This window comes from Actinokineospora baliensis (assembly GCF_016907695.1).
Taxonomy (GTDB): Bacteria; Actinomycetota; Actinomycetes; order Mycobacteriales; family Pseudonocardiaceae; genus Actinokineospora; species Actinokineospora baliensis.
In genome coordinates, this window is record NZ_JAFBCK010000001.1 from 5,716,772 (window position 1) to 5,738,501 (window position 21,730).

9 protein-coding genes are annotated in these 21,730 nt (G+C 71.7%); 4 read left to right on the forward strand and 5 right to left on the reverse strand.

Translation table 11 applies throughout. The annotated features are described in order from the left end of the window. Positions 1-277 precede the first annotated feature (277 nt). Genes JOD54_RS25530 through JOD54_RS25545 form a run of 4 tightly spaced genes read left to right on the forward strand, consistent with a single transcriptional unit; the run spans position 278 to position 8,414 of the window. A complete protein-coding gene (locus JOD54_RS25530) occupies positions 278-4,795 on the forward strand; it encodes an SDR family NAD(P)-dependent oxidoreductase (protein WP_204453914.1) in 4,518 nt (1,505 codons plus the stop codon). Then, positions 4,792-5,793, forward strand: coding sequence for an ATP-binding cassette domain-containing protein (locus JOD54_RS25535; RefSeq protein ID WP_307860270.1), 1,002 nt, complete (start codon positions 4,792-4,794; stop codon positions 5,791-5,793). Before JOD54_RS25530 ends, JOD54_RS25535 begins: the two co-directional genes overlap by 4 nt. After that, positions 5,769-6,605, forward strand: a complete 837-nt coding sequence (locus tag JOD54_RS25540; protein ID WP_372440340.1) for an ABC transporter permease — start codon at positions 5,769-5,771, stop codon at positions 6,603-6,605. Before JOD54_RS25535 ends, JOD54_RS25540 begins: the two co-directional genes overlap by 25 nt. 12 nt (positions 6,606-6,617) lie before the next feature. Next, entirely contained in the window at positions 6,618-8,414 is a 1,797-nt protein-coding gene (locus JOD54_RS25545) for an AfsR/SARP family transcriptional regulator (protein WP_204453921.1), read from the forward strand. Positions 8,415-8,541: 127 nt separating this feature from the next. Here the strand turns inward: JOD54_RS25545 and JOD54_RS25550 are convergent, their stop codons facing one another. From JOD54_RS25550 to JOD54_RS25570, 5 genes are all read right to left on the reverse strand, one after another. Then, positions 8,542-9,717 carry a glycosyltransferase gene (locus tag JOD54_RS25550; RefSeq protein WP_204453923.1) on the reverse strand — a complete coding sequence of 392 codons (1,176 nt, stop codon included), beginning with the start codon at positions 9,715-9,717 and terminating at the stop codon, positions 8,542-8,544. Between the two features lie 354 nt (positions 9,718-10,071). Further along, complete coding sequence (locus JOD54_RS25555; protein WP_204453925.1) at positions 10,072-10,878, reverse strand: alpha/beta fold hydrolase; 807 nt, start codon at positions 10,876-10,878, stop codon at positions 10,072-10,074. Between the two features lies 1 nt (position 10,879). Then, on the reverse strand, positions 10,880-11,191 hold the full coding sequence (locus tag JOD54_RS25560) for a phosphopantetheine-binding protein (RefSeq protein ID WP_204453927.1): 312 nt from the start codon (positions 11,189-11,191) through the stop codon (positions 10,880-10,882). Next, complete coding sequence (locus tag JOD54_RS25565) at positions 11,184-15,209, reverse strand: beta-ketoacyl synthase N-terminal-like domain-containing protein (RefSeq protein ID WP_204453930.1); 4,026 nt, start codon at positions 15,207-15,209, stop codon at positions 11,184-11,186. Before JOD54_RS25565 ends, JOD54_RS25560 begins: the two co-directional genes overlap by 8 nt. 5 nt (positions 15,210-15,214) lie before the next feature. Continuing rightward, a complete protein-coding gene (locus JOD54_RS25570; protein ID WP_204453932.1) occupies positions 15,215-21,709 on the reverse strand; it encodes a type I polyketide synthase in 6,495 nt (2,164 codons plus the stop codon). Between the last annotated feature and the right edge of the window lie 21 nt (positions 21,710-21,730).

Genomic DNA, 21,730 nt, shown 5'->3' on the forward strand with positions numbered 1-21,730 from the left:
GGCGAAAAAGCCGCCCGCCGCCCGGGTAAACCGTGAACGCGCGAGGGTGTTTGTGAATTCTCTCATCTGGGGCATTCCGACATCCATACGGCCGGGGGTGGCCGCCGATGGCGCCACCGCTGATACGGAATCCCAGCCAGGATGGCACATTGGCTGGCCGGGGCCAAGGTTGGGACATTCCCGGTACACATTAACAGCGGACGTTATAGCTATTTCTTATAACGTCATGTTGACGACAGGGTGGCCCTTTGCCGCGGACGCGGCTTATGGTCGGTCGGTGGACACCGAAACCCCGCCTGTCGACCTGATCGCGGTGATCGGCATCGGCTGCCGCTACCCCGGCGGCGTCACCTCGGCGACCGGTCTGTGGTCGTTGGTGGCCGAGGGCGGCGACGGCATCGGGCCGTTCCCGCGCGACCGCGGCTGGGACCTCGCCGGGCTGCACGACCCGCGCCCCCGGCGGGTCGGGCGGACCTACACCCGCGACGCGGGGTTCCTCTATGACCTCCCGCTGTTCGACGCCGACCGGTTCGGCATCAGCCCGCGCGAAGCGTTGGCGATGGACCCGCAGCAGCGGTTGTCACTGGAGGTCAGCTGGTCGGCGCTAAGACACGCCGGTATCGATCCTCGGTCCTTGCACGGCAGCGAGACCGGGGTGTTCGTAGGCGTCGCGTACCAGGACTACGGGATGCCGCTGCACCTGAGCCCGGAGTCGGTGCGGGGTAAGAGGATCACAGGCAGCGTGAGCAGTGTGCTGTCCGGGCGCGTCGCCTACACGCTAGGGCTCAACGGGCCCGCGATAACGGTGGACACCGCGTGCTCGTCATCGCTGGTTGCACTACACCTCGCGTGTCAGTCACTACGCGCTGGCGAGTCGGACCTGGCGTTGGCGGGCGGCGTAAGTGCGATGTGCACCCCCGGGGCGATCGTCGACTTCGCGCAGCTGCGGGGTTTGGCTCCAGACGGACGGTGCAAGGCGTTCGACAGCCGCGCCGACGGCACGGTGTGGGCGGAAGGCGCCGGTGTGCTCGTCCTCCGGCGGCTGACTGACGCACGCCGCGACGGCGACCGGGTACTGGCGGTCGTGCGCGGTAGTGCGGTGAACTCCGATGGCGCCACCGAAGGGCTGCGGACGCCTAGTGGCCCAGCACAAGAACGGGTCATCGGGCGGGCCCTGGCCCAGGCGCGACTCACGCCGGACGAGGTCGACCTAGTGGAAGCGCACGGGACCGGAACCCCGGTCGGCGACCAGGTGGAGGGCCGGGCCGTGGTGGCCGCGTACGGGCGGGCGCGGACCGGCCCGTTGTGGCTGGGGTCGGTGAAGTCCAACATCGGCCACTCCGGTGCCGCCGCCGGGGTCACGGGGATGATCAAGGTGATCGCGGCGATGGCGCACGGTGTGCTGCCACGCAGCCTCCACGTCGCCGACGTGTGCGACGACGTGGACTGGCGGGCGGGGCAGGTGGAGGTGCTGCGCGACAACCTCCCGTGGCCGGACCGGGGTCGACCGCGCCGCGCGGGGGTCTCTGCGTTCGGGATCAGCGGGACCAACGCGCACGTCGTGCTGGAACAGGGCGACGCGGCGTGGCCCGCCGAACCCCCGGAGGAGGACAGCGTCCGGAGCCGGTACTGGTTGCCCGACCACACACCGCTCGGCCACCCGCTGCTGGGGATCGCCACCGAGGGTCAGAACGGGGAGGTCACGTTCACGGCGTCGCTGCGGGCGCATCCGTGGCTGGCCGAACACCAGGTGGCGGGTACCCCGATTCTGCCCGCGGCGGCGCTGGTGGAGTGCGCACTGCACGTGGGGCGGCACACAGGCTGTCCTGTGGTCGCTGAGCTCGTCCTGCACGCACCGATCCCGGCTGACAGCGACATCCGGCTGACCGCGGGGGCTGCCGTCGACGGTTCGCGGACGCTCAAGGTCGAAGCCGGTGGACCGGATTGGGCGGTTCACGCGACAGGCGTGCTGTCGGCGGAGGAACCCGATGAGGCTGCCTGGGCCACCCACTGGCCACCGCGTGGCCGTCCGGTTGATCTCGACCGGCTGTACGGCTCGCTGGAGGACCGCGGCTACCACTACGGCCCGGCTTGGCGGGTCTTGCGTCGCGCTTGGCACGGCGCCGACGGCTTCCTGTACGCGGAGACCACCATGGCCGAGGACACGAACTTCGTGGTCCACCCGGCTTTGCTCGATGCCGCGCTGCACGTGCTGGGGGATGTCGACGCGGTCGACGGGTTGCCGCATTCGTTCACCCAGGTGCGGTGTCCACGGCCGGGTGCGCGCAAGCTGCGGGTGCGGATCGCGGTGCGGTCCGGAATCGAGGTCGTGGCGGCCGACAGCGAGGGCCGGACGGCGCTGGTGATCGGTTCGCTGGGTCTTCGCGGACCGCAGGCGGCGCTGTCGCCTGACGCTGGCCTCTTCCGGCTCGATTGGACGCCGAGTTCGCCGTTGGCGTCACCGGGCCGAGTTGCCGCTATAGGCGATTCGCCTTGGGTTGGTGATCCGCGCGTCTTGTTCCCGGATCTGGCGACACTGGCCAGGGCTGGTGTTCCGGTGCCAGATCTCGTGTTGGTTGAGCGCGGTGGGTCGACTACGTCCGAGGCTGTGGCTTGGGCGCTGCAGACGATCCGCGCATGGCTCGCCGACCCGCGATGGCAGCGGAGCACTCTCGTCGTAGTGACGCGCAGCGCGGAGATGGACCTACCGGGGGCTGCCGTGTGGGGTTTGCTGCGTTCTGCGCGTGCCGAGCACCCAGGTCGATTCGCTTTGGTGGACCGCGACGGTCCTCTAGACGTGGCTGCGGTTGCCGCTGCGGCCGTGGGTGAGTCGGCGTCCCGTGGCGACGCGGTTGAGGTCGCTGAGCTTCGGCCACATGTGCCGCGCGGGTTCGCACTACCGCGCGGACCGTGGCGGTTGGTGCCGGGTGTGCTGGGGTCGGTGGACGACGTTGCGCCGTGGCCGGTCGACGATCCTGAACCCGGGGCGGGGCAGGTGGAGATCGAGATACGTGCCGCAGGGGTCAACTTCCGGGACGTGCTGCTGGCGCTTGGCAGCTACCCGGAGCCGGGCCTGATGGGTGCCGAGGCTGCGGGCGTAGTCCGTCGGATCGGCCCGGGTGTAACCGGGTTGGCGCCGGGCGATCGAGTGTTTGGTTTGGTGCCAGGGGCGTTCGGGCCGCGCGTGGTGACCGACCATCGGTTCTTGGCGCCTATCCCCCCGGGCTGGTCGTTCGCTGTGGCGGCATCAGTGCCGGTCGCGTACCTGACCGCCTGGCACGGGCTGTTCGACCTGGGCGGGCTGCGCGCTGGTGAAACGGTGGTGGTGCACGCGGCGGCAGGTGGGGTCGGCCAAGCCGCGGTGCAACTCGCCCGTCGTGCTGGCGCTCGGGTGTTCGCTACAGCTTCCCCGGAGAAGCAGGCACTGGTGCGGTCCTTGGGCGTGGAGGCGGTCGCCTCTTCGCGCGATAGAGGGTTCGCCGAACTGTTCCGCGGCGCCGACCTAGTGCTCAACTGCCTCACTGGACCGTTGCTGGATGCCTCCATAGAGCTGCTCTCCCCCGGCGGCAGGCTCATCGACTTGGGCAAACTCGACATGCGCGACCCGCATCAGGTCGCACACTCGCATGGCGTCACCTATAGGGCGTTCGACCTGGTGGAATCAGCGGGACCGGACCGGATCGCCGAGTTGCTCGCGGAGGCAAGCCAGTTTGAGCCGCCCACTCCGCGAGTGTGGGACATACGCCGCATCGCGGAGCCGTTGCGGGAGATGCGCGCGGGTACGCACACCGGAAAGCTGGTGCTCACTGTCCCCGCCGACCGGCGTGGGACCGTGCTGATCACGGGTGGAACAGGCGCGTTGGGCGGACTCCTCGCCCGGCACCTGGTTCGTGCGCACGGAGTCCGCGAGCTGGTGTTGCTCAGCCGCCAGGGCCGTGATGACGGCCCGCTGGTGGATGATCTGCGCGCTCTTGGCGCCGAAGTCGTCGTGCGTGCCTGCGACGTCGCCGACCACGACGCGCTGCGTGAGGTGATCGCCGAGATCGGCTCCCGGCTGACCGGCGTCGTGCATGCGGCAGGTGAACGCAGCGACGGCACAGTGAAGACGCTGACCGCGGAACAGGTGGAGCGAGTGCTGCGGCCGAAGGTGGTCGGGGCGTGGAACCTGCACGAGTTGACCGCCGCGCTCGACCTCGATCTGTTCGTGCTGTTCTCCTCCGCGGCCGGGGTACTCGGTGCAGCAGGCCAAGGCAACTACGCGGCGGCCAACGCCTCCCTCGACGCGCTTGCTCGTCATCGCCAAGCCCTAGGGCTTCCGGCGACCTCGTTGGCGTGGGGTGTGTGGGCACATAGAGGTGCGATGACCGCCGACCTCGACTCGGCGGACCTGGCCAGAATCGCCCGCTCCGGGGTCGCACCACTGTCCACCGCCGATGCTCTAGCGCTCTTCGATCAAGCGTTAGGCGACCCCGCACCCGTACTAGTACCGCTGCGAAGGGCTGTAGTGCCAGCAGCTGAACCGGTCGTGGAAGGTGTGCTGGCGTTGGTCCGTCGGGAAGTGGCCACGGTTCTTGGGCACCGCGACGCCGACGCCGTCGACCTTGCCCGCCCGTTCCGGGATCTGGGGTTCGATTCGCTGTCGGCTGTGGAGCTTCGCAACCGCCTGAGTGCCGCGACCGGTCGCGCGCTGCCGCCGACGCTGGTGTTCGACCATCCCAGCCCCGCTGCGCTGGCCCACTTCCTCGACGCAGAACCAGCGGATGTCACCAGCGGATGGGACTACCCCGTCCCGTGACCCACCAGGACCAGAGAGGCGCCTACACCGAGCGACCGCCTACGGCACCGTCGCGCGTGGAGGTCGTCGACCTCGGCAAGACCTACGACGAGGTCACCGCGCTCAACGGCGTGAACCTACGCGTCGACGCGGGGACCATAGTGTCGGTGCTCGGCCACAACGGCGCCGGAAAGACCACGCTGGTCGACATCCTCGCGACCCGCGTCAAACCAACCACCGGGACCGCGCGGGTGTGCGGGTTCGACGTGCGCGAGTCTGGTCACGAGGTCCGCAGGCGGATCGCCCTCACCGGCCAAACCGCCGCCGTCGACCAAACACTCACCGGGCGGGGAAACCTCGTCCTCGTCGCCCGCCTACTGGGTGCCCCAGCGCGCGCTGCCCGCGCCCGCGCCGACGACCTCATCGAACTCTTCGACCTGACCGAAGCAGCGGACCGGCTGGCCATGACCTACTCCGGCGGCATGCGTCGCCGCCTCGACCTCGCCGCCTGCCTGGTCGGCGCCCCACAGGTCCTCTTCCTCGACGAACCCACCACCGGCCTGGACCCCGTGAGCCGAACCGGCCTCTGGGCCACCGTCCGCCACCTGGCCCACGGAGGAACCACCGTCGTGCTGACCACCCAGTACCTCGAGGAAGCCGATCAGCTCTCCGACCGCATCGTCGTCCTCGCGGGCGGCTCAGTAGTCGCCCAAGGCACCCCGGCGGAGCTGAAGGCCCAGGTCGGCGCGCGAACCGCGACCGTGACCTTTCCCGACCCCGTAGCGGCCCGGTTGGCAGCGACCGAACTCCGCCGCATGGGTCTTACCCCCACCCAACTGGCCAACACGGTTACCACCCCTATGCCGAGAGCGGCCGTCGTAGTGCCTCTCATCCGCGCCTTAGACCGCCGAGGCCTGACCATCCTCGACCTCAAGGTCACCGAACCCACCCTCGACGAGGTCTACCTAGCCCTCCACAACACCGGTTGGGCCGCATGGGGTTCGGGGGCCAACACATGAGCCGCCACCGGCGTGCCGCCGACCGTGCCCAATGGTCCGGCAGCACGGTGCCCATGCAGGTATGGGTGCTGACCACAAGGTCACTAAGAGCCGCGTTCGGCAACTACCGGCTCGTCTTCTTCGGACTACTACAACCCGTCGTCCTCCTCTTGCTGTTCAGCCAGGTCTTCGCGGGTGTAACCGCGCTACCAGGCATGGGAAGCTACGCCGGGTACGTCAACTACCTCATGCCCGCCACCCTGGTGAACATCGCCATGATCACCGCGATGGGCGCGGGCGCGGGACTGGTCGCCGAGACCTACACCGGGGTCATCGGACGGCTGCGCACCCTGCCGATCAGCCCGGTGTCGGTACTGGTCGCGCGCACGGTGGCCGACACCGCCCGGCTGGCGGTGCAACTCGCCACCATCGTCGTGGCCGCGGTCCTGTTCCTCGGGTTCGACCCCGACGGAGGGGTGCTCGGGCTGGCCGCGGCGGTGCTGCTGACACTGGTGGTGGGCTGGGGCTTGAGCTGGGTGTTCGTGGCCATCGCCACCTGGCAGCGCAACATCGAGGTGATGCAGGCGGTGTCCTTCATCGCCATGTACCCGCTGATGTTCTCCAGCAGCGCCTACATGCCGCTGGAGAACATGCCGCCGTGGGTGCGCGCGGTGGCCACCGCCAACCCGCTCACCTACGCGATCGACGCCACCCGCGCCCTCGCACTGGGCAGGTCACCGGGCTGGGCGCTGCCATGGGCGGTGCTGCTGGCCGCGGTCGCCGCGCTCGGTGGGGCCGCCGTCGCCGCCCGGAACTTCCGCCGCTCGGCTTGAACGAGGAACACCATGACCATCCGGATAGAGATCGTCGGCGCACTACGCGCCAGCCTGCACGGCACCCCGGTGACCCCGTCGCAGCCCAAGCTGCGCGGACTGCTGGCACTGATGGCGGCCAACCCGGGCACCGTGGTGCGCCACGAAACGATCACCGACGAACTGTGGTCGGAACCGCTGTCGACCAAGCGCGCGCGGATCGTGCAGACCTACGTGTCCCAACTGCGCAAACTGCTCGGTGCCGCGGAGGTGTGCGCACACACGCCGAAGGTCGGCTACCGGCTCGACCTGGGCGCCGCCGACTACCTCGACGCCGAGCACCTACAGCGTCTGCGCGATACCGCGGAGGCGCACCTGCGGGTCGGCGAACAGGCCGCGGCCGCTGACGTACTCGGGTTGGCGGTGGACCTGTGCCGGGGCGAAGTGCTCTCTGACGTATCGCTAGGACCAGTGCTGCGGCTGGCGAAGGCCAGGCTTGACCTGGTGCGCGTAGGGGTACTGGAGCGGTACCTACGGGTGCAACTCGACCTAGGGCGGCCGGACGCGGTCCTCGCACAGGTGGACCGCGTAGTGCGAGAGGATCCCCGGCACGAGCAGCTCTATGCATCGCTACTGCTGGGGTTCGCGGTCGCTGGGCAACGCGCGCGGGCAACAGACCTGTTCCACGACGTGCGAGCGCGGTTGGCCAGGGAGTCCGGGCTTGAACCGGGGTTGGCACTGCGGTCTGCCTTCGAGCGAGCGTTGCAGGATGAGCCGCCACGGGCGGTAGCCGAAGTACGACAGCTGCGCGGCCCTCGCCACGACCGCCCCGAGCAGGTACTGCCGGTCGGCGATGTCGTAGGGCACGGCACGCAACTGGAGTTCGCGAGAGTGGAACTGACTGGGGCATCTCGCTCGGCACCTGTGGTGGCCGTCGTGGGGGCGCCGGGTGTAGGCACAACGACGTTTTGCGCGCGAGTGGCCGAAGAGACTCGCGCAGCGTTTCCCGACGGCCGATTGCTGGGCGACCTAGGGGCACACAACTCGGCTGAGGTACTCGCTGGTTTCCTACGCGCACTGCGGCCGGGAGGGACGGTTCCTGACGGCTTGGCAGCGAGGTCACGGTTGTTCCACCGCTACACCCGGGATGCTCGGCTTCTCGTCGTACTGGACAACGTGAGCGAGATGGACCTGCCCGCGCTTACACCCGCTTCGCCTGGAAGCGCTGTGTTGCTGGGGTGTGCTTCGCGGGACCTTACGCCGGTGGCGGTCGAACTGCCTCGGTTGCCTATAGAGGACTTGGTGACCGTGTTCGCCTCCCGGGTGGGTCGTCCAAGAGTCGATCGTGAGCCTGCGGCGACAGAAGCTTTGGTTGCGCGATGCGGCGGACTTCCGCTGGTCGCGGCGATCCTGGGTGAAGTGGTCCGGTTCCGCCCCCACTGGTCGCTGGCGCGGTTGGCGCAGCGGATGGGCGCTGATCTTCCTGTCACAGCAGGGCAGTTGGACCTGACCGCGAGCGTGTTCCGCGCGGTCGAGGGGATGAACCGGTCGCAGTGGGCGACCTTGGCGCGTTTGGCGCACAGGGAAGACCGGCCCGACGCGATCTCGGCAGAGTGGGTCAGCCGAGTTCTGTCACTGCCGCTGGCGGACGCGGTGGCCTTGCTCGAGCAGCTAACGCGGGTTCGCCTAGCCGACCACGCGCCGCGTTCCCGGCCGGACTCACCGCTCCGATACCGGGTGGAACCGCTGTACCTGCGGGCCGTTCGGACCTTGGCGGCCCGTTCCGCCTGCGGGGACACCCAGGAGCCCCGGCGGGCGGCGTCGACCTGATTCCGTTCGCCTAGCGGGAATCCGCTCATCCGTCAAACGGCCATCCCCACGCCATCGTGTAGATGACGCCGCCGCCGCGCGCCCTTACTTTGGACAGTGACAGCTTGACCTTGAACCGGAGGAACCGTTATGCACCAGCATTTTCCCGCACCGATGTCAACTCTTCCAGGTGGGCGACCACAGCATCGGCGCCGCCCGCGCGCTCGAACGAACCCCGCACCCGACGCGCCGCGTCGGCGAAGACAGGTTCGGTGACGACCGTGCGCACGGCAGCGGCGATGTCCGCCGCTCTGGCGTGGTCGAACCGCAACCGCACTCCCGCGCCCGCCGTGACGACCTGGTCGGCCAGCACCGGTTGATCATCGCGGATCGGGGCGACCACCAGCGGCACGCCATGGGCCAGCGCCTCGCACACGGTGTTGTGCCCGCCGTGGCAGATCACCGCGGCCGCGTGCGGGAGGAGGTCCAGCACCGGAGCCGAGGCGACCACGATGAGGTCGCGGGAGGGCGACACGCACCCGCCGGGGTCGACCACGACGCCCTGCAGGTCCTGCGGTCCGTTCTCGGACGGGCAGGCGAGGCTGGACAGGGCCAGCGCGCACTCGGCGAGGAAACGGCCACCCGCTTCGGAGTTCGTGGTGCCCAAGGTCACGAGCACGATCCGGGCGTTCGGGCGCAGCCGCGCCCAGGGGAACTCCACCGGTCGGCGCGCGGCCAGCGCCGGACCCACGTACCGCGGATCGGCCACCGCGACAGCGGGCTCGCCCGCCAGTTCGACGGTGCTGAACACAACAACCGAATACGGCGAGAACCGCAGGTCGTCATCGCCTTCGACGCCATGGCGCACCCGCAACCCGCGCTGCTGCTCCCGCACCCACTCCGCGACGCGCGGCAACCCGGCCAGCGGATCAGCCAACTCGGCCGACGTGCTGGCCGAGGTGATCCACGGCAGCCCAACCTCCTGCGCCACAAGCGCACCCGCGAACGCCTGCTGATCAACCACGAGAAGATCGGGATCGAAGTCCGCCACCGCCGCCCGCACCCCCGGCACCATCGCGTCCGCGAGCGGCACCAGGAACTCGGCCCACAGGAACCGCAACGCCGCATAGGCCCGCAACCCGGCGGGCCGCCGCTCGACGTAGTACCCCGCCGGATAGACCCGCTCCCCCACCAGATCCCGCACAACCGGACAAGGCCCCACCCATGCGACCTCGTGCCCCCGCGCCCCCGCTGCCGCCGCCACACCAGCCAACGGCCCCACATGCCCCACCAACGGCGGCACCACGAACAACAACCGGCTCATCCGCCCACCCTCCCCAACCCTCTCCCCTCACCGTCCACAACCAACCACCTCCACATCTCGCTGACCCTTCACGCCCACCTGGCCCAAGGCAGGCGTCCCACCACCTGGTCACCTCCCAGCGCACCGCGCAGGAGCCCGCCAACAACTGCTCCACGACCCGCGCCTCGACACAGTCGAAACCAGCTACTTGGTCGCCATTCCCCTCCACCCCCAAACGTCCCTACCTTCCACAACCGCGAGGAACCATGCTCTTCACATCTCTTCAGCCACGCTGGCCATCGTGCGGACGACGCCTTCCCTTCGCGGGGACTCTCCCCCGGGCGCTCCAGGTCGTAGGGCGTCGGACACCGCCGATCACCCGGTCGCCGCGCCGTGTTTGCGGATCCAGTCGACGAGTAGGCCGCGGACCGCCCGGTGGCGTTCGACCAGGACCGAGTGGCCTTGGTCGTCGAACACGTGCACCTCGGCGCGCGGCATCAGCGCGGTCACCGCGTCCAGGTCGTCGGACTGGTAGCCGTGGCGGCCCAGGATCGACAGGACCGGGCAGGTGATCGCGGCGACGTCGGTGGCTGTCATCATGGTGCCGGTGGCGACCTCGTCGGCCATGGTGGTCGAGGTGAAGCGGGTGGCGGCGAGGCGGGCGAGCCTGCGGTGGTGGGCGCCGAAGGTGGCCTCGATCCACTCGTAGTTCTCCTCGACCTCCAACATCTGGGTGGTGGCGGTCAGGATCCCCGCCATCTTCGTGGCCCAGACGTCGGTCGGGGGTTCGGATTCGATCGACACCACGCTGCGCACCCGGGTCGGGTGGGCCGCCGCGAAGCGGTAGGCGATGGTGCCGCCGAAGCTGTTGCCCACCAGGTGCACCGGGTGGGTCGCGGTGAGCGCCCGCAGCAGCTCGTCGAGGTCGGTGACGAAGTCGGTCAGGGTGTAGCCGCTGACCGGGCGCTCGGAGCGGCCGTGGCCGCGCAGGTCGTAGCTGATCACGTCGATGCCCGCGGCGGCGACCGGCGGGGCCAGGGTCAGGTAGAAGCTGGCGAGGCTGTCGGTGCCCATCCCGTGGATGAACACCACCGTCTCGTTCGCCCGCCACGGGTCCGGCCCGCCCGCGCCGGGCAGCACCTGGTAGTTGGTGCGCAACCCGTTGACCTTCAGCTCCGGCATCTCATGCCTCCGCGAGGCGGTCGGTGACGTAGTCGGCGATCTGGCCGACGGTCAGGCCGATCACGTCGTCGAGGTCGAACTCGGCCAGGTGCTCGGCCAGGTTCACCCGGGGGCCGAACCGCTCGGCCAGCAGGGTGCCCAGGGTGACCAGGTCGACGCTCTCCAATCCCAAGTCCTCGTGAAAGGCGGTGTCCCCACGCACCTCAACACCCAGGATGTCCAGGTCGTCACCGACCAGGCCGCCGATGAGCTCGACGACGTCGTCGAACACGGCGACGGGGTCGACGACGGGCGGGGTGGTCGTGTCAGGCATCTCCGGTGGTCCTCTCCACTCGGGCGGACACCGCGGCGGCGGTGCCGGGCGCGAGCGCGACGCGCAGTTCGGGCAGTGGTCGTCCGTGGTGTCCGCGCACCACGGGGCGGTCGCCGTCCCCGGTGACCAGGATCTCGGCGGGGAACAGCCGGTCGCCGCCCCGCTCGGACAGCCAGGCGCGCACGGCGTCCTTGACCGCTATCCGGCCGAGCAGCCAGGTCCGCTGCTCGCGGGGTGGCACCGCGTAGTACTCGGCCCGTTCGGGGGCGTTGAGGTACACCCCGACGAAGACCTCCCGGGCGGCCAGGGTCCGCCACCGGTCTTCGGCGACCCACCAACCGTCGGCCTGCTCGCGCGACAGGTAGTTGTCCTGCGGGAAGGCGTAGACCTCGCGGTCGGTGTGGTCGCAGTCGAGGCGGATGTCCTGCCAGCCGGTGATCCGGGCCCACACCCGGTCGCCGTGGCGGATCTCGGCGTCCATGGCGAGCGCGGTGTCGTCGGGGACCCTGGCGTCGACGAGGCAGTCGACCTGGGCACCCAGCGGGGCCGGTGGACCGTGGAAGGTGATGGCGTCGATCCGGACCGGGAACGCGAGGACGCCGCGGTCGACGCGGGTCTGCAGCCAGCAGGCCAGCACCTGGCCGACGTTGTCCAACACGAATCCGGGCGCGGGCAGGACGGTGATCCGGCCGGACACCCGATCGCCCGCGTGCGGGACGATCTCGGTCACGCCCTGGAACTGTGGGCCGTGGAACATCTGCCTGGCGCCGTAGACGTCCCGCGGTGTCAGCGCCGGGCCGACGGCCGGACCTGGGTCCGGTGCGCGCTCGGGGGCAGGCGGGTAGGTGGCGGCCAGCTCGACGGTCATCGCCGCGCAGTCGCCGATGTGTACCGAGACCCCGGCCTCGGTGCGCTCGAGGCGGATCTCCACCTCCTGCACGGGAGCGGCGATCAGCCACCGGCTGAACCGTGCGTCACGCACGGCGACAGCCACCTCGCCGGGCCACGCCCGTTCGGCGGCGTGGCACGCCCACTCCACCAAAGTGGTGGCGGGGACGACGGGTCGGTAGTCGGTCTCATCCGGCCAGTCGGCGCGCTGTCTGAAGAAGCGGTGCCCGCGGAGATAGGGCATCTCCTCGACCGAGATCCGCATTGTGCTTGTTCGTACACCAGGAAAGGAGGTCACCTCAGAAGCAGCAACACCCCGCGCAGGCGGTCGGGCCATGGCCGCGGCAACTGCCCGCACGGCGTCGTCGGTCTCGCCGATCAGCGCGGACAACTCGGCGGCGATCTCCGCGGGCAGGCCGTCGGGAAGTTCACGAACCGCGACCCGCCGGTCGACCAAACCACGGGCCGACTCCCCCACCCTCAAGGTGGGGGTGGCCACCCGCACCTCCACCTCGGATCGGACGGGAACCCGGGTTCGAGTCGGGGTCACGGGCTTGGCGGGGGTGAGTGCCGCCAGGTCGGGGTTGGCGCCGTGGGTCCAGAGGGCGGTGGCCACCCGGCGGAGCTGGGCCAGGCCTGGGCGGACCGAGGAGGCGGCGTTGATGACCAGGTGTGGGTGGCCGGTCAGGGTGTCGGCGACGAAGGAGCCGAGTTGGCCTGGTCCCATGTGGACGAACACGCGGTGGCCGTCGGCGTACATGCGCTCGACCAGTTCGCGGAAGCGGACGGGGCGGAGCAGGAAGTCGGTGGCGAGCGCGAACAGGGCGGCCGGGTCGTCGGGGTAGCGGTCGACGGTGGTGGCGGACCAGACCGGCACCGGACCGGGCCGGGTCTCGGACGCGGCGAACGCGGCCAGGTACGGCGCTAGGTGCGGGCGCATCATCGGGGTGTGGAACCCGGTCTGGAACGGCAGCGGGCGGGCGATCACCCCGGCCGCGCGGAACCGGGCGGCCGAGCGCTCGATGGCCGGGCGGGGGCCGCAGACCACCGTCTGGCGGGGGGCGTTGTCGTGGGAGACCACGACCTCGGGTTCGTCGGCGATGCCCGCGGTGGCGTCGGCGACCGAGCACCCGAGGGCGAGGTAGTCCACGTCCGGCATCGGGAATCCGGGCAGGCCGATGGCGGGGCGGTCGCCGGTGACCGTGCCGGTGGCGGCCGCGGCGGTCCACTCGCCGATGCTGTGGCCTGCGACGCCGTCCGGGTGGACGCCCATCGCGGCGAGCGCCCGGTGCAACAGCAGGGCGACGTCGGCGACGCCCGCGACGTGGGCTGGGACCGAGGTGGTGTCGGTCAGCGGGGGCCGGGCTCCGAGCAGGGTGGCGACGTCGTCGACCCTGGGGGTGAACTCGGCTTCCAGGCCGGGGAACACGAACGCCGTCTTGGCGTCCGGGTCCCGCAGCAGGGGTGCGCCGGTGAACCACACGTCGCCCGATGACCAGGTCCAGCCGGGGTGGGCGGCGCGGTCCAGGACGCGGTGGGCGATGGTCAGGCGGCGTTCGGTGGGGTCGACGACGCCCAGGCGGAAGCGGCCGTCGGGGTGAGCGGGTGGCTCGTCGACCAGTGCTCGGTCCAGGCGCCGCCGCAACTCGCGGGGGTCGTCGGCGGCCAGCCACAGGAGCCGCTCCGCCTCTGCCACCCGGGTGCGGGACGGGGACCGGCGGACCGGGGCGGTGGTGTCCTGTTCGACGACCACGTGGGCGTTGATGCCGCCGAAGCCGAAGGCGTTGACCGCGGCTCGGCGGGGGCCGACCCCTTCCCAGGGTTTGGCGGTGTCGAGGGTGTGGAAGCGGGTGCGCTCCAGCAGTGGGTTCGGCTCGGCGCAGTGCAGGGTGGGCAGCAGGACGCCGTGGTAGATGGCCAGGACCGACTTGATCAGGCCCGCGATGCCCGCGGCGGGCATGGTGTGACCGATCATCGATTTGACCGAGCCGATCACCGCCGAGGCACCGGGCGGGTTGCCGAAGACGTCGGCGAGGGCGGTCAGTTCGGCGGCGTCGCCGACCGGGGTGCCGGTGCTGTGCGCCTCGACCAGGCCGACGGCGTCCGGGGCGGTCGGGTCCAGCCCGGCCGCGGACCAGGCGCGGACGAGGGCCGCGCGTTGGCCAGCGGTGTCGGGGTTGAACAGGCTCTGCGTGCGGCCGTCGCTGGCCGAGCCGGTGCCGCGGATGACGGCGTAGACGCGGTTGCCGTCGCGGTGGGCGTCGGCGAGTCGGCGGAGGGCGATGATGCCCGCGCCTTCGCCGATGAGCAGGCCGTCGGCGGCGGCGGACAGCGGGCGGATCTGCTGGGTGGGCGACAGGGCGCGCAGTTGGCTGAACACCGACCAGAAAGCGTCGTCGTGGCCGTGGTAGACGCCGCCGGTGAGGACGGTGTCGCAGCGGCGCGCGGACAGTTCACCCACCGCTTGGTCGACGGCCAGCAGGGACGACGCGCAGGCGGCGTCGATCGTGTAGGCCGGTCCGCGCAGGTCGAGCCGGTTGGCCACGCGGGAGGCGGTCAGGTTCGGCACCAGGTTGATCGTCGACTCCGGCTGCATGGGCCCCATTGGTTCCAGCAGCGCCGCGCGCACCTCGGCCAACTCGTCCGCGCCAAGGCCGGGGCTCAGTTCGGCGAGCACGCGCAGGACCGAGCGCACGGTACGGACCCGCTGTTCGAAGCCGACCATGCGCGGCCCGGCGTACCCGCCGCGGCCGAGGATGACGCCGATGCGGCTCGGGTCGCCGAGACCGGGCAGCCCGCCCGCGTCGGCGATCGCCTCGGCGGCCACCTTCAGGGTCAGCAGCTGCTCCGGTTCCACCGTGCCGACCGCGTTGGGCATGATCCCCAGCCCAGCGGCGTCCACTGTGAACGGTGCGAGGAACCCGCCGCGGTGGCAGTAGGTGCGGTCCGGTGGAACGGGCTGCATCGGGTCTTCCACGCCTGCGTGGAACTCGGGGTCGCGGCGGTCGGGCGGGAACTCGGTGATGGCGTCGTGGCCGGTGCGCAGGTTGTGCCAGTAGGTGTCGAGGTCGGGCGCGCCGGGCAGCATCACCGCCATCCCGACGACCGCGATCGGGTCACGCGCGCTCATCGCCGTCACACCCAGGCCGTGTAGACGACCGCCCGCGAGTCCTGGCCGCCGTCGGCCAGCTCCCGCACCAGGCTCTCGGCGCCCGCGTCCGGGTCGATCAGGCCGATGCCGCGCCGGTCGAGGTCGCGGGCGAGCTCGGCGGACACCATGCCCGCGTGCTCGCCGACCGGCGCCCACGGTCCCCAGTGGACGGTCAGCACCCGGCAGCCGGAGCTCGCGGCGAAGGCCGTGCCCAGGGTCTCCAGCGCGTCGTTGCCCGCCGCGTAGTCGACCTGCCCGCGGTTGCCGAACACCCCGGAGACGCTGCCGAACAGCACCGTGACGCCGGGGCGGATCCCCGTCTCGGCGAGCGCGTCGAGCAGGGCCCGCGCACCGTCCACCTTGGTCGAGAACACCCGGTGGAACGACGCGTCGTCCTTCTGCAGCATGAGGCGGTCGTCGAGGATCCCGGCGGCGTAGACGACGCCGTCGAGCCTGCCGTGCCTGGCGTGCACGTCCTTGACGAGTTGCCGCACCGCCGCGCCGTCGCGCACGTCCACCGACCGGTAGTCGACGCGCCCGCCCACCGCGCGGACCTGGGCGACGGTCGCCGTGACCTCGCGCTGGGCCAGGAACTGCCTGACCGCGCGGTCGACCTCGGCGAGCGGACGGCCCTCGGCGGCGAAGGCGGCGCGCAGCGCGACCTCGTCGGCGGTGGCCAGTTCCGGCGGCGGTGCGGACTCCGGCGGCCACGGCGTGCGGCCCGCCAGTTCGAGGTGGCACCCGGTGGCGGCGGCCAGCGCGGCGCAGCACCGCGCGGTGATGCCCCGGGCGCCGCCGATGACCAGGACCACGGAGTCGCGGTCGAACCCCAGGGCGCTCTCGCCCCCTGCCAGTTGCGCCTCGACGACGTCGAAGGCGTACCGCTGCCCGTCCACGTGCCGGACCACGGGGAGTTCCGCGTGGTCCGCCAACTCGGCCGCGAGCACCTGGGCCAGCGCGGCGGGGGGCATGCCCGGCGTGATCTCGACCAGGCGGACCAGCAGCGCCGGGTGTTCCTGGTGGACGGATCGGACCAGGCCGCGCAGACCGGCGGCGTGCGCGGGTGCCTGACCGTCTTCGTGCGGCGACACCACCAGCACCGTGTCCGCCCCGCCTGCCACGGCGTCGCGGACGGTCGCGAACACCTTTGGCGCCACCGGGTCGTCGGCGGGGGTGAGCGGGGTGAGCACGACGACGATGTCGCCGCCGTCGTGGACCTGGCCGCCGTGGTCGGCCACCATCGCGGCCACCGCCTCGGCGTACTCGCCGTCGGCGAGCTCGTGCACGACGCGCACGCGCCTGCTGGTGAGGTCTGGTGCCAGTGCGCGCTGGGCGGCCGGGATCGCGCGGGGCAGGAACCGCCGTGGCGGCACACCCGCGACCGCCCCGATCTGGGGCAGGGTCGCCTCGACCAGCCCCAGCCGCTCGTTGAGCCAGTCGGCCATGGACTGGGCGCTGCGCCTGCGGTGCAGTTCGTCGTGCACCGAGCCCTCGGCGTCCACGCCGAGCTTGGCGATCAGCGTCCCGGCGATCTCGGTGCGCTTGATCGAGTCGATGGACAGGTCGGCCTCCAGGTCGAGGTCGCCGTCGATCATCTCCGGCGGGTACCCGGTGCGGGCGCTGATCACGTCGACCACCGCGGCCAGCACATCCGTGGGCACCTCGACCGCGGCCGCCGGTTCCGGGGTCGGTTCGGCGATCGCGGGGGCCGCTGGGACCACCAGCACCGGGGCGGGCGCGAGGGCGGGCGGCGCCATCGCGACGACCGGTGCGGCGGGCGCCGCATAGCCCAGGTAGCCCAGCAGCACGTCCCGCTGCGCGGAGACGATCTCGCGATTGGTCCGCAGGAAGGAGGTGACGACCTCCTCGCGCGGGTCGCGCGCGATCGCGGGGGTGTCCGGTGACATGAGGGACCTCGTGATTCGTTCGGCGGGGACCAGCGCCCCGGTGGGGATGGTGCCGTCGGCCCGGCGGACGAGTTGGCCGTCGACCGTCCACGGCGCGGGCGGCCGCGGGGCACGCCCCCGGCCACGCACCAGCCAGTCGGTGTCGACCGGCACCCCGGCGACGGCCAGGCGGGCGAGCGCGGTGAGCACGCCGCGCAGTCCAGGGGCGCCGGGGTCGCAGGCCACCGCGGTGTGCGACTCCTCGGCCAGGATCGCGCCGACCAGGCCGGTGAGCACCGAGCCGGGGCCGACCTCGACGAAGGTCCTGGCCCCCGCGGCGTGCATGGCGCGCACCTGCTCGACGAACCGGACCGGGGCGGCGACCTGGGCGGCCAACTCGGCCCGGACGTCCGAAGTGGACGAATACGCGGCGGCGGTCCGGTTGGCGTACACCGGCAGCCCCGGCGGCCGGATCTCCTCGTCGGCGAGCGCGGTGGCGAACAGATCGGCGGCGGGCGCGACAACGGCGCTGTGGAACGCGCAGGCCACCGGGATGCGCTTGGCCGACAGACCCGCCGCGCGTAGCCGGTCCACCGCGTCGACGACGCGCTCGGTGGGCCCGGACAGCACGACCTGCTCAGGCCCGTTGTGGTTGGCCACCACCACGTCACCGTCGAGACCCCACTCGCCCAGCAGCGCCGCCACGTCCGCGAGCGGTGCCCGGACCGCGGCCATCGTGCCCGGCTCGTCCCGCGCCACGGTCATGATCGCCTCGGCGCGGCGGGCGCTGAGCCGCAGCAATGCCGCGCGGTCGAACGATCCGGCCACTGACAGCGCGACCAGCTCGCCGTAGCTGTGGCCGCCGAGCAGATCCGGGCGGACGCCGACCCGGTCCAGCAGTTCCGCGACCGCGACCGCGGCGAGACCGAGGGCGGGCTGGGCGACCCGGGTGTCGCGCAGCGCCGCGTCTTGGGCCACGACGGCGTCCGGGTCGAAAGCGGCAGGCGGGAACGCTGTAGCCGCGACCGGCGAGTCCAAGCCCGCCTTGAGATCAGGAAAGGCGACGAACAGACCGGAGAGCATCCCTGTGCGCTGGCTGCCCTGGCCGGGAACGAGGAACGCGATCTTGCCGGGGTCGGCGTCCGCCAACGCGGTGACCAGCGCCCGATGCGCTCGACCGTCGAGCGCGGCGCGCAGGGCATCGGCGAGTTCTGCGGTGTCCCGGGCGACCACCGCGTGCTGGACCGGCGTCGCCCGCGACCACCCGGACACCTCGACGGCCAGGTCGGCGAGCGTGGTGTCGTCGGTGATCAGCGCCAGCAGGTCCCGCGCGGCCTCCGTGGAGCGCAGCAAGAACAGCTCGGCATCCCAGTCGCGCAGCGCGTGCCGCTGCAACGGCCCACCGGCACCCGTCGTCAGCACGGCGTGGAAGTTGGTGCCACCGAAGCCGAACGCGCTGACCCCGGCCACGCGGTCACCCCGCGCGGTGAGCCAGGGCCGGGCCGCGGTGTCGAAGGTGAACGGGCTGCGCTGCCGGTCCCAGCCCGCGATCGGCTCGGACAGGTGCAGCGTCGGCGGGAGGACCCCGTGCCACAGCGACAGCGCCGCCTTGATCACCCCCGCGAGCCCAGCCGCGCACTTCGCGTGCCCGATCTGGCTCTTCACCGAACCCAGCCCGCACGTCCCCGGCTGGGCGCCCGCCGCGACGAAGAAGTCGGTGAGGCTGGTCAGCTCCGTGCTGTCACCCACGACCGTGCCGGTGCCGTGCGCCTCGACGAGCCCGACAGCCGCCGGGGACACCCCCGCCGCCTCGTAGGCCCGGGTGAGCGCGTTGCGCTGCCCTTCCGGCCGGGGCGCGGTGAGCCCCAACGAGCGGCCGTCACTGGCCGAACCGACCGCGCGGACCACCGCGTAGACCCGGTCGCCGTCGCGCTCGGCGTCGGCGAGGCGTTTGAGCACCAGGCAGGCCACGCCCTCACCGAGGGCGATCCCGTCGCTGTCGCGGGCGAAGGGCCTGCACCGGCCGGTCGGCGAGAGCGCGCCCGCCGAGGTGAACATGAGGTAGTCGTTGATGCCGTTGTGCAGGTCGACCGCGCCGCACAGCATCATGTCGGCGCCGCCGTGCGCCAGGTCGCGGCAGGCCAGGTCGAGCGCGGCCAGCGACGACGCGCAGGCCGCGTCGACGGTGTAGTTGGCGCCGCCGAGGTCGAGCCGGTTGGCGACGCGGCCGGAGATGACGTTGGTGAGCGTGCCGGGGAAGGAGTCCTCGGTCAGCGTCGGCAGCAGGGCGGCCAGTTCCTCGGGCAACTCCCCCAGCCACGACGGCAGGACCCCGCGCACCACGGTCGCGCTGGACAGGTCACCGCCCGCCTCGGCGCCGAAGATCACGCCGGTGCGCTCGCGGGGGAACGGGCGGTCGAGGTAGCCCGCGTCGGCCAGTGCCCGGCGGGAGACCTCCAGCGACAGCAGTTGGGCGGGGTCGATGCTGCCCATCGAGGCGGGCGGGATGCCGAAGGACATCGGGTCGAACGGGACCTGGGGCAGGAACCCGCCCCACTTCGACGGTGTGGTGCCGGGCTCGCCGCCACCCTCGCGGAAGAACAGCTCGGTGTCCCACCGGTGCGGCGGCACCTCGGTCACGTCGTCGCGGCCGCGCAGGATGCCGGACCAGAACCCGTCCAGGTCGGTGGAACCGGGGAACACGCAGGCCATGCCCACGATCGCGACGTCGAGCGGCTTCGGCTCGGTCCGGGTCTCGACACGCGCCGGACGTCGACGGGCTCCGAGCAGAGCGGCCGCGCCGTCGGTGACCGCCCGGTGCAGAGCGGCGATGTCTGTGCGTTCACCGCGCAACACGGCGGCCTGGCCGACCATGTACATGCCCTCGGCGAACTGCCCGTCGTCGTCGACGTCCACCAGGTCAGCGCCTTCGCGGCGCAGCCCCTTGCTGGCGATGCGCAGCCTGCCGACGTTGAGCTCCTCCAGCACCTGCCAGCGCTCCCGGACCCCGACGCCGCGTGCGGCCAGGTCCTCGGCAGTGGTCTCGAAATGCGAAACGAACGGGGTGGGCAGGCATCGGGTCTCGTGGCCCGGGGCGGTGCGGACGGTGACGGTGCGGTCCGCGGCCATGACCTCGCGCTGGTACCGGTCGGTGATCGCACCGTGCCGCACGGCCTCATCGGTGAACAGGTACGCCGTGCCCATCAGCACGCCAACACCCACACCGCGCCGGGCCTGCGGAGCCGCCATCGCCGCGACGGCGGCCGCGGAGATCTCGTCGTGCACGCCACCGGCGAACAGGACCTCCACACCCTCGACGTCCGCGCGCGCGGCGAGCACGCCCAGTTGCGCCTCCCAGAGGGAAAAGCTGCTGCGCGGCCCGATGTGACCACCACACTCGGTGCCTTCGAAGACAAACCGACGGGCGCCTTGGTCGAGGTACTGGTCAAGCAGCGTCGGGGACGGCACGTGCACATAGGTGGCGATGCCGTCGGCCTCTAGGGCGGCTGCCTGTGCGGGAGTTCCGCCCGCGATGAGAACGCTGCGGGGGCGGACCGCGCGTACGGCAGCGAGTTGAGCGGCGCGCAGTTCGTCGGGAACGAAGCCGAGGATGCCCGCACCCCACGGCCGGTCGCCGAGCTGAGCGGCGGTGCGCCGCAGCAGGTCCTCGGTGCGCGGGCCATCGGCGAGAGCCACCGCGACGTACGGCATAGCGCCCTGCTCAGCCACCGCCAGCGCGAACCCCGGCTGGTCACTGACCCGGGTCATGGGCCCTTGGACGATCGCGTGCCTAACGCCGAGAGTGCGGCACAGTGGCTCGCCTTGCGCGCGGGGGTCAACATCCACGCCTGCGGAATCGAGGTCGCGGACCATGCCGCGCATCAACGCCTCCGCGGTCGGGTATCGCTGCGCCAGCGAGGTGGCCAGGTGGGCGTCCTCACCGAGCGGGAGTTCAGTCCCCCGCAGGAGCCGCCGCCCATCAACAGGTCCGGTCTCCGAACCATCGGCCGTGGCCAGGCGCGATCTCACGGCGGCCGGGAGATCGCACTCGGGGAACAGACCGAGCTGGCTGTCGAGCACCACCCCTGCCGCGCCCGCGGCGATCGCGCCGAGCGCGGTGTGCGGGCCGATCCCGCCGCGGACCCACACCGGCGCGCCCAGCGGGAGCAGGCGCTGCAGCAGGACGAATGAGGTGAGCTCACCGATCGTGCCCGCCGCCTCGCTACCGACGGCCACGACCCCGAGCGCACCCGCGTCCAGCGCGGCGCGGGCCTGGTCAACGTCGGTCACCTCGACCAGCACCGGCAGGTGCGCGGCCAACTCCGCCACCGGCGCGCCTTGGCCGACGATCGCCAGTTCCACCCCGCGCGCGGCCAACTCGGCCGGGCGCACCGGGCAGTCCGAGCCCACCCAGGCGCCGAACCGGTCGGTCAACGCCGTGGCACGGGTCAGGACCGCGTCGGCGTCCACGCCGAGTTCGAGGACCCCCGTCCCGCCGCCCTGGCTCACCGCGGCCGCCAACCGCGGGTCGGGCAGGCCGAACGGACCTCGACCCAGCACCCGCCACCGGGCACCGACCTGCGCGTCGGACATCGCTCCTCCTGAAATCCTGGG

What these genes read in the sequence shown, in the direction of transcription:
- JOD54_RS25545 (WP_204453921.1), top strand. Translation starts at nt 6,618, where the DNA reads ATGACCATCCGGATAGAGATCGTCGGCGCACTACGCGCCAGCCTGCAC.
- JOD54_RS25550 (WP_204453923.1), bottom strand. Translation starts at nt 9,717, where the DNA reads ATGAGCCGGTTGTTGTTCGTGGTGCCGCCGTTGGTGGGGCATGTGGGG.
- JOD54_RS25565 (WP_204453930.1), bottom strand. Translation starts at nt 15,209, where the DNA reads ATGAGCGCGCGTGACCCGATCGCGGTCGTCGGGATGGCGGTGATGCTG.
- JOD54_RS25555 (WP_204453925.1), bottom strand. Translation starts at nt 10,878, where the DNA reads ATGCCGGAGCTGAAGGTCAACGGGTTGCGCACCAACTACCAGGTGCTG.
- JOD54_RS25560 (WP_204453927.1), bottom strand. Translation starts at nt 11,191, where the DNA reads ATGCCTGACACGACCACCCCGCCCGTCGTCGACCCCGTCGCCGTGTTC.
- JOD54_RS25540 (WP_372440340.1), top strand. Translation starts at nt 5,769, where the DNA reads ATGGGGTTCGGGGGCCAACACATGAGCCGCCACCGGCGTGCCGCCGAC.
- JOD54_RS25570 (WP_204453932.1), bottom strand. Translation starts at nt 21,709, where the DNA reads ATGTCCGACGCGCAGGTCGGTGCCCGGTGGCGGGTGCTGGGTCGAGGT.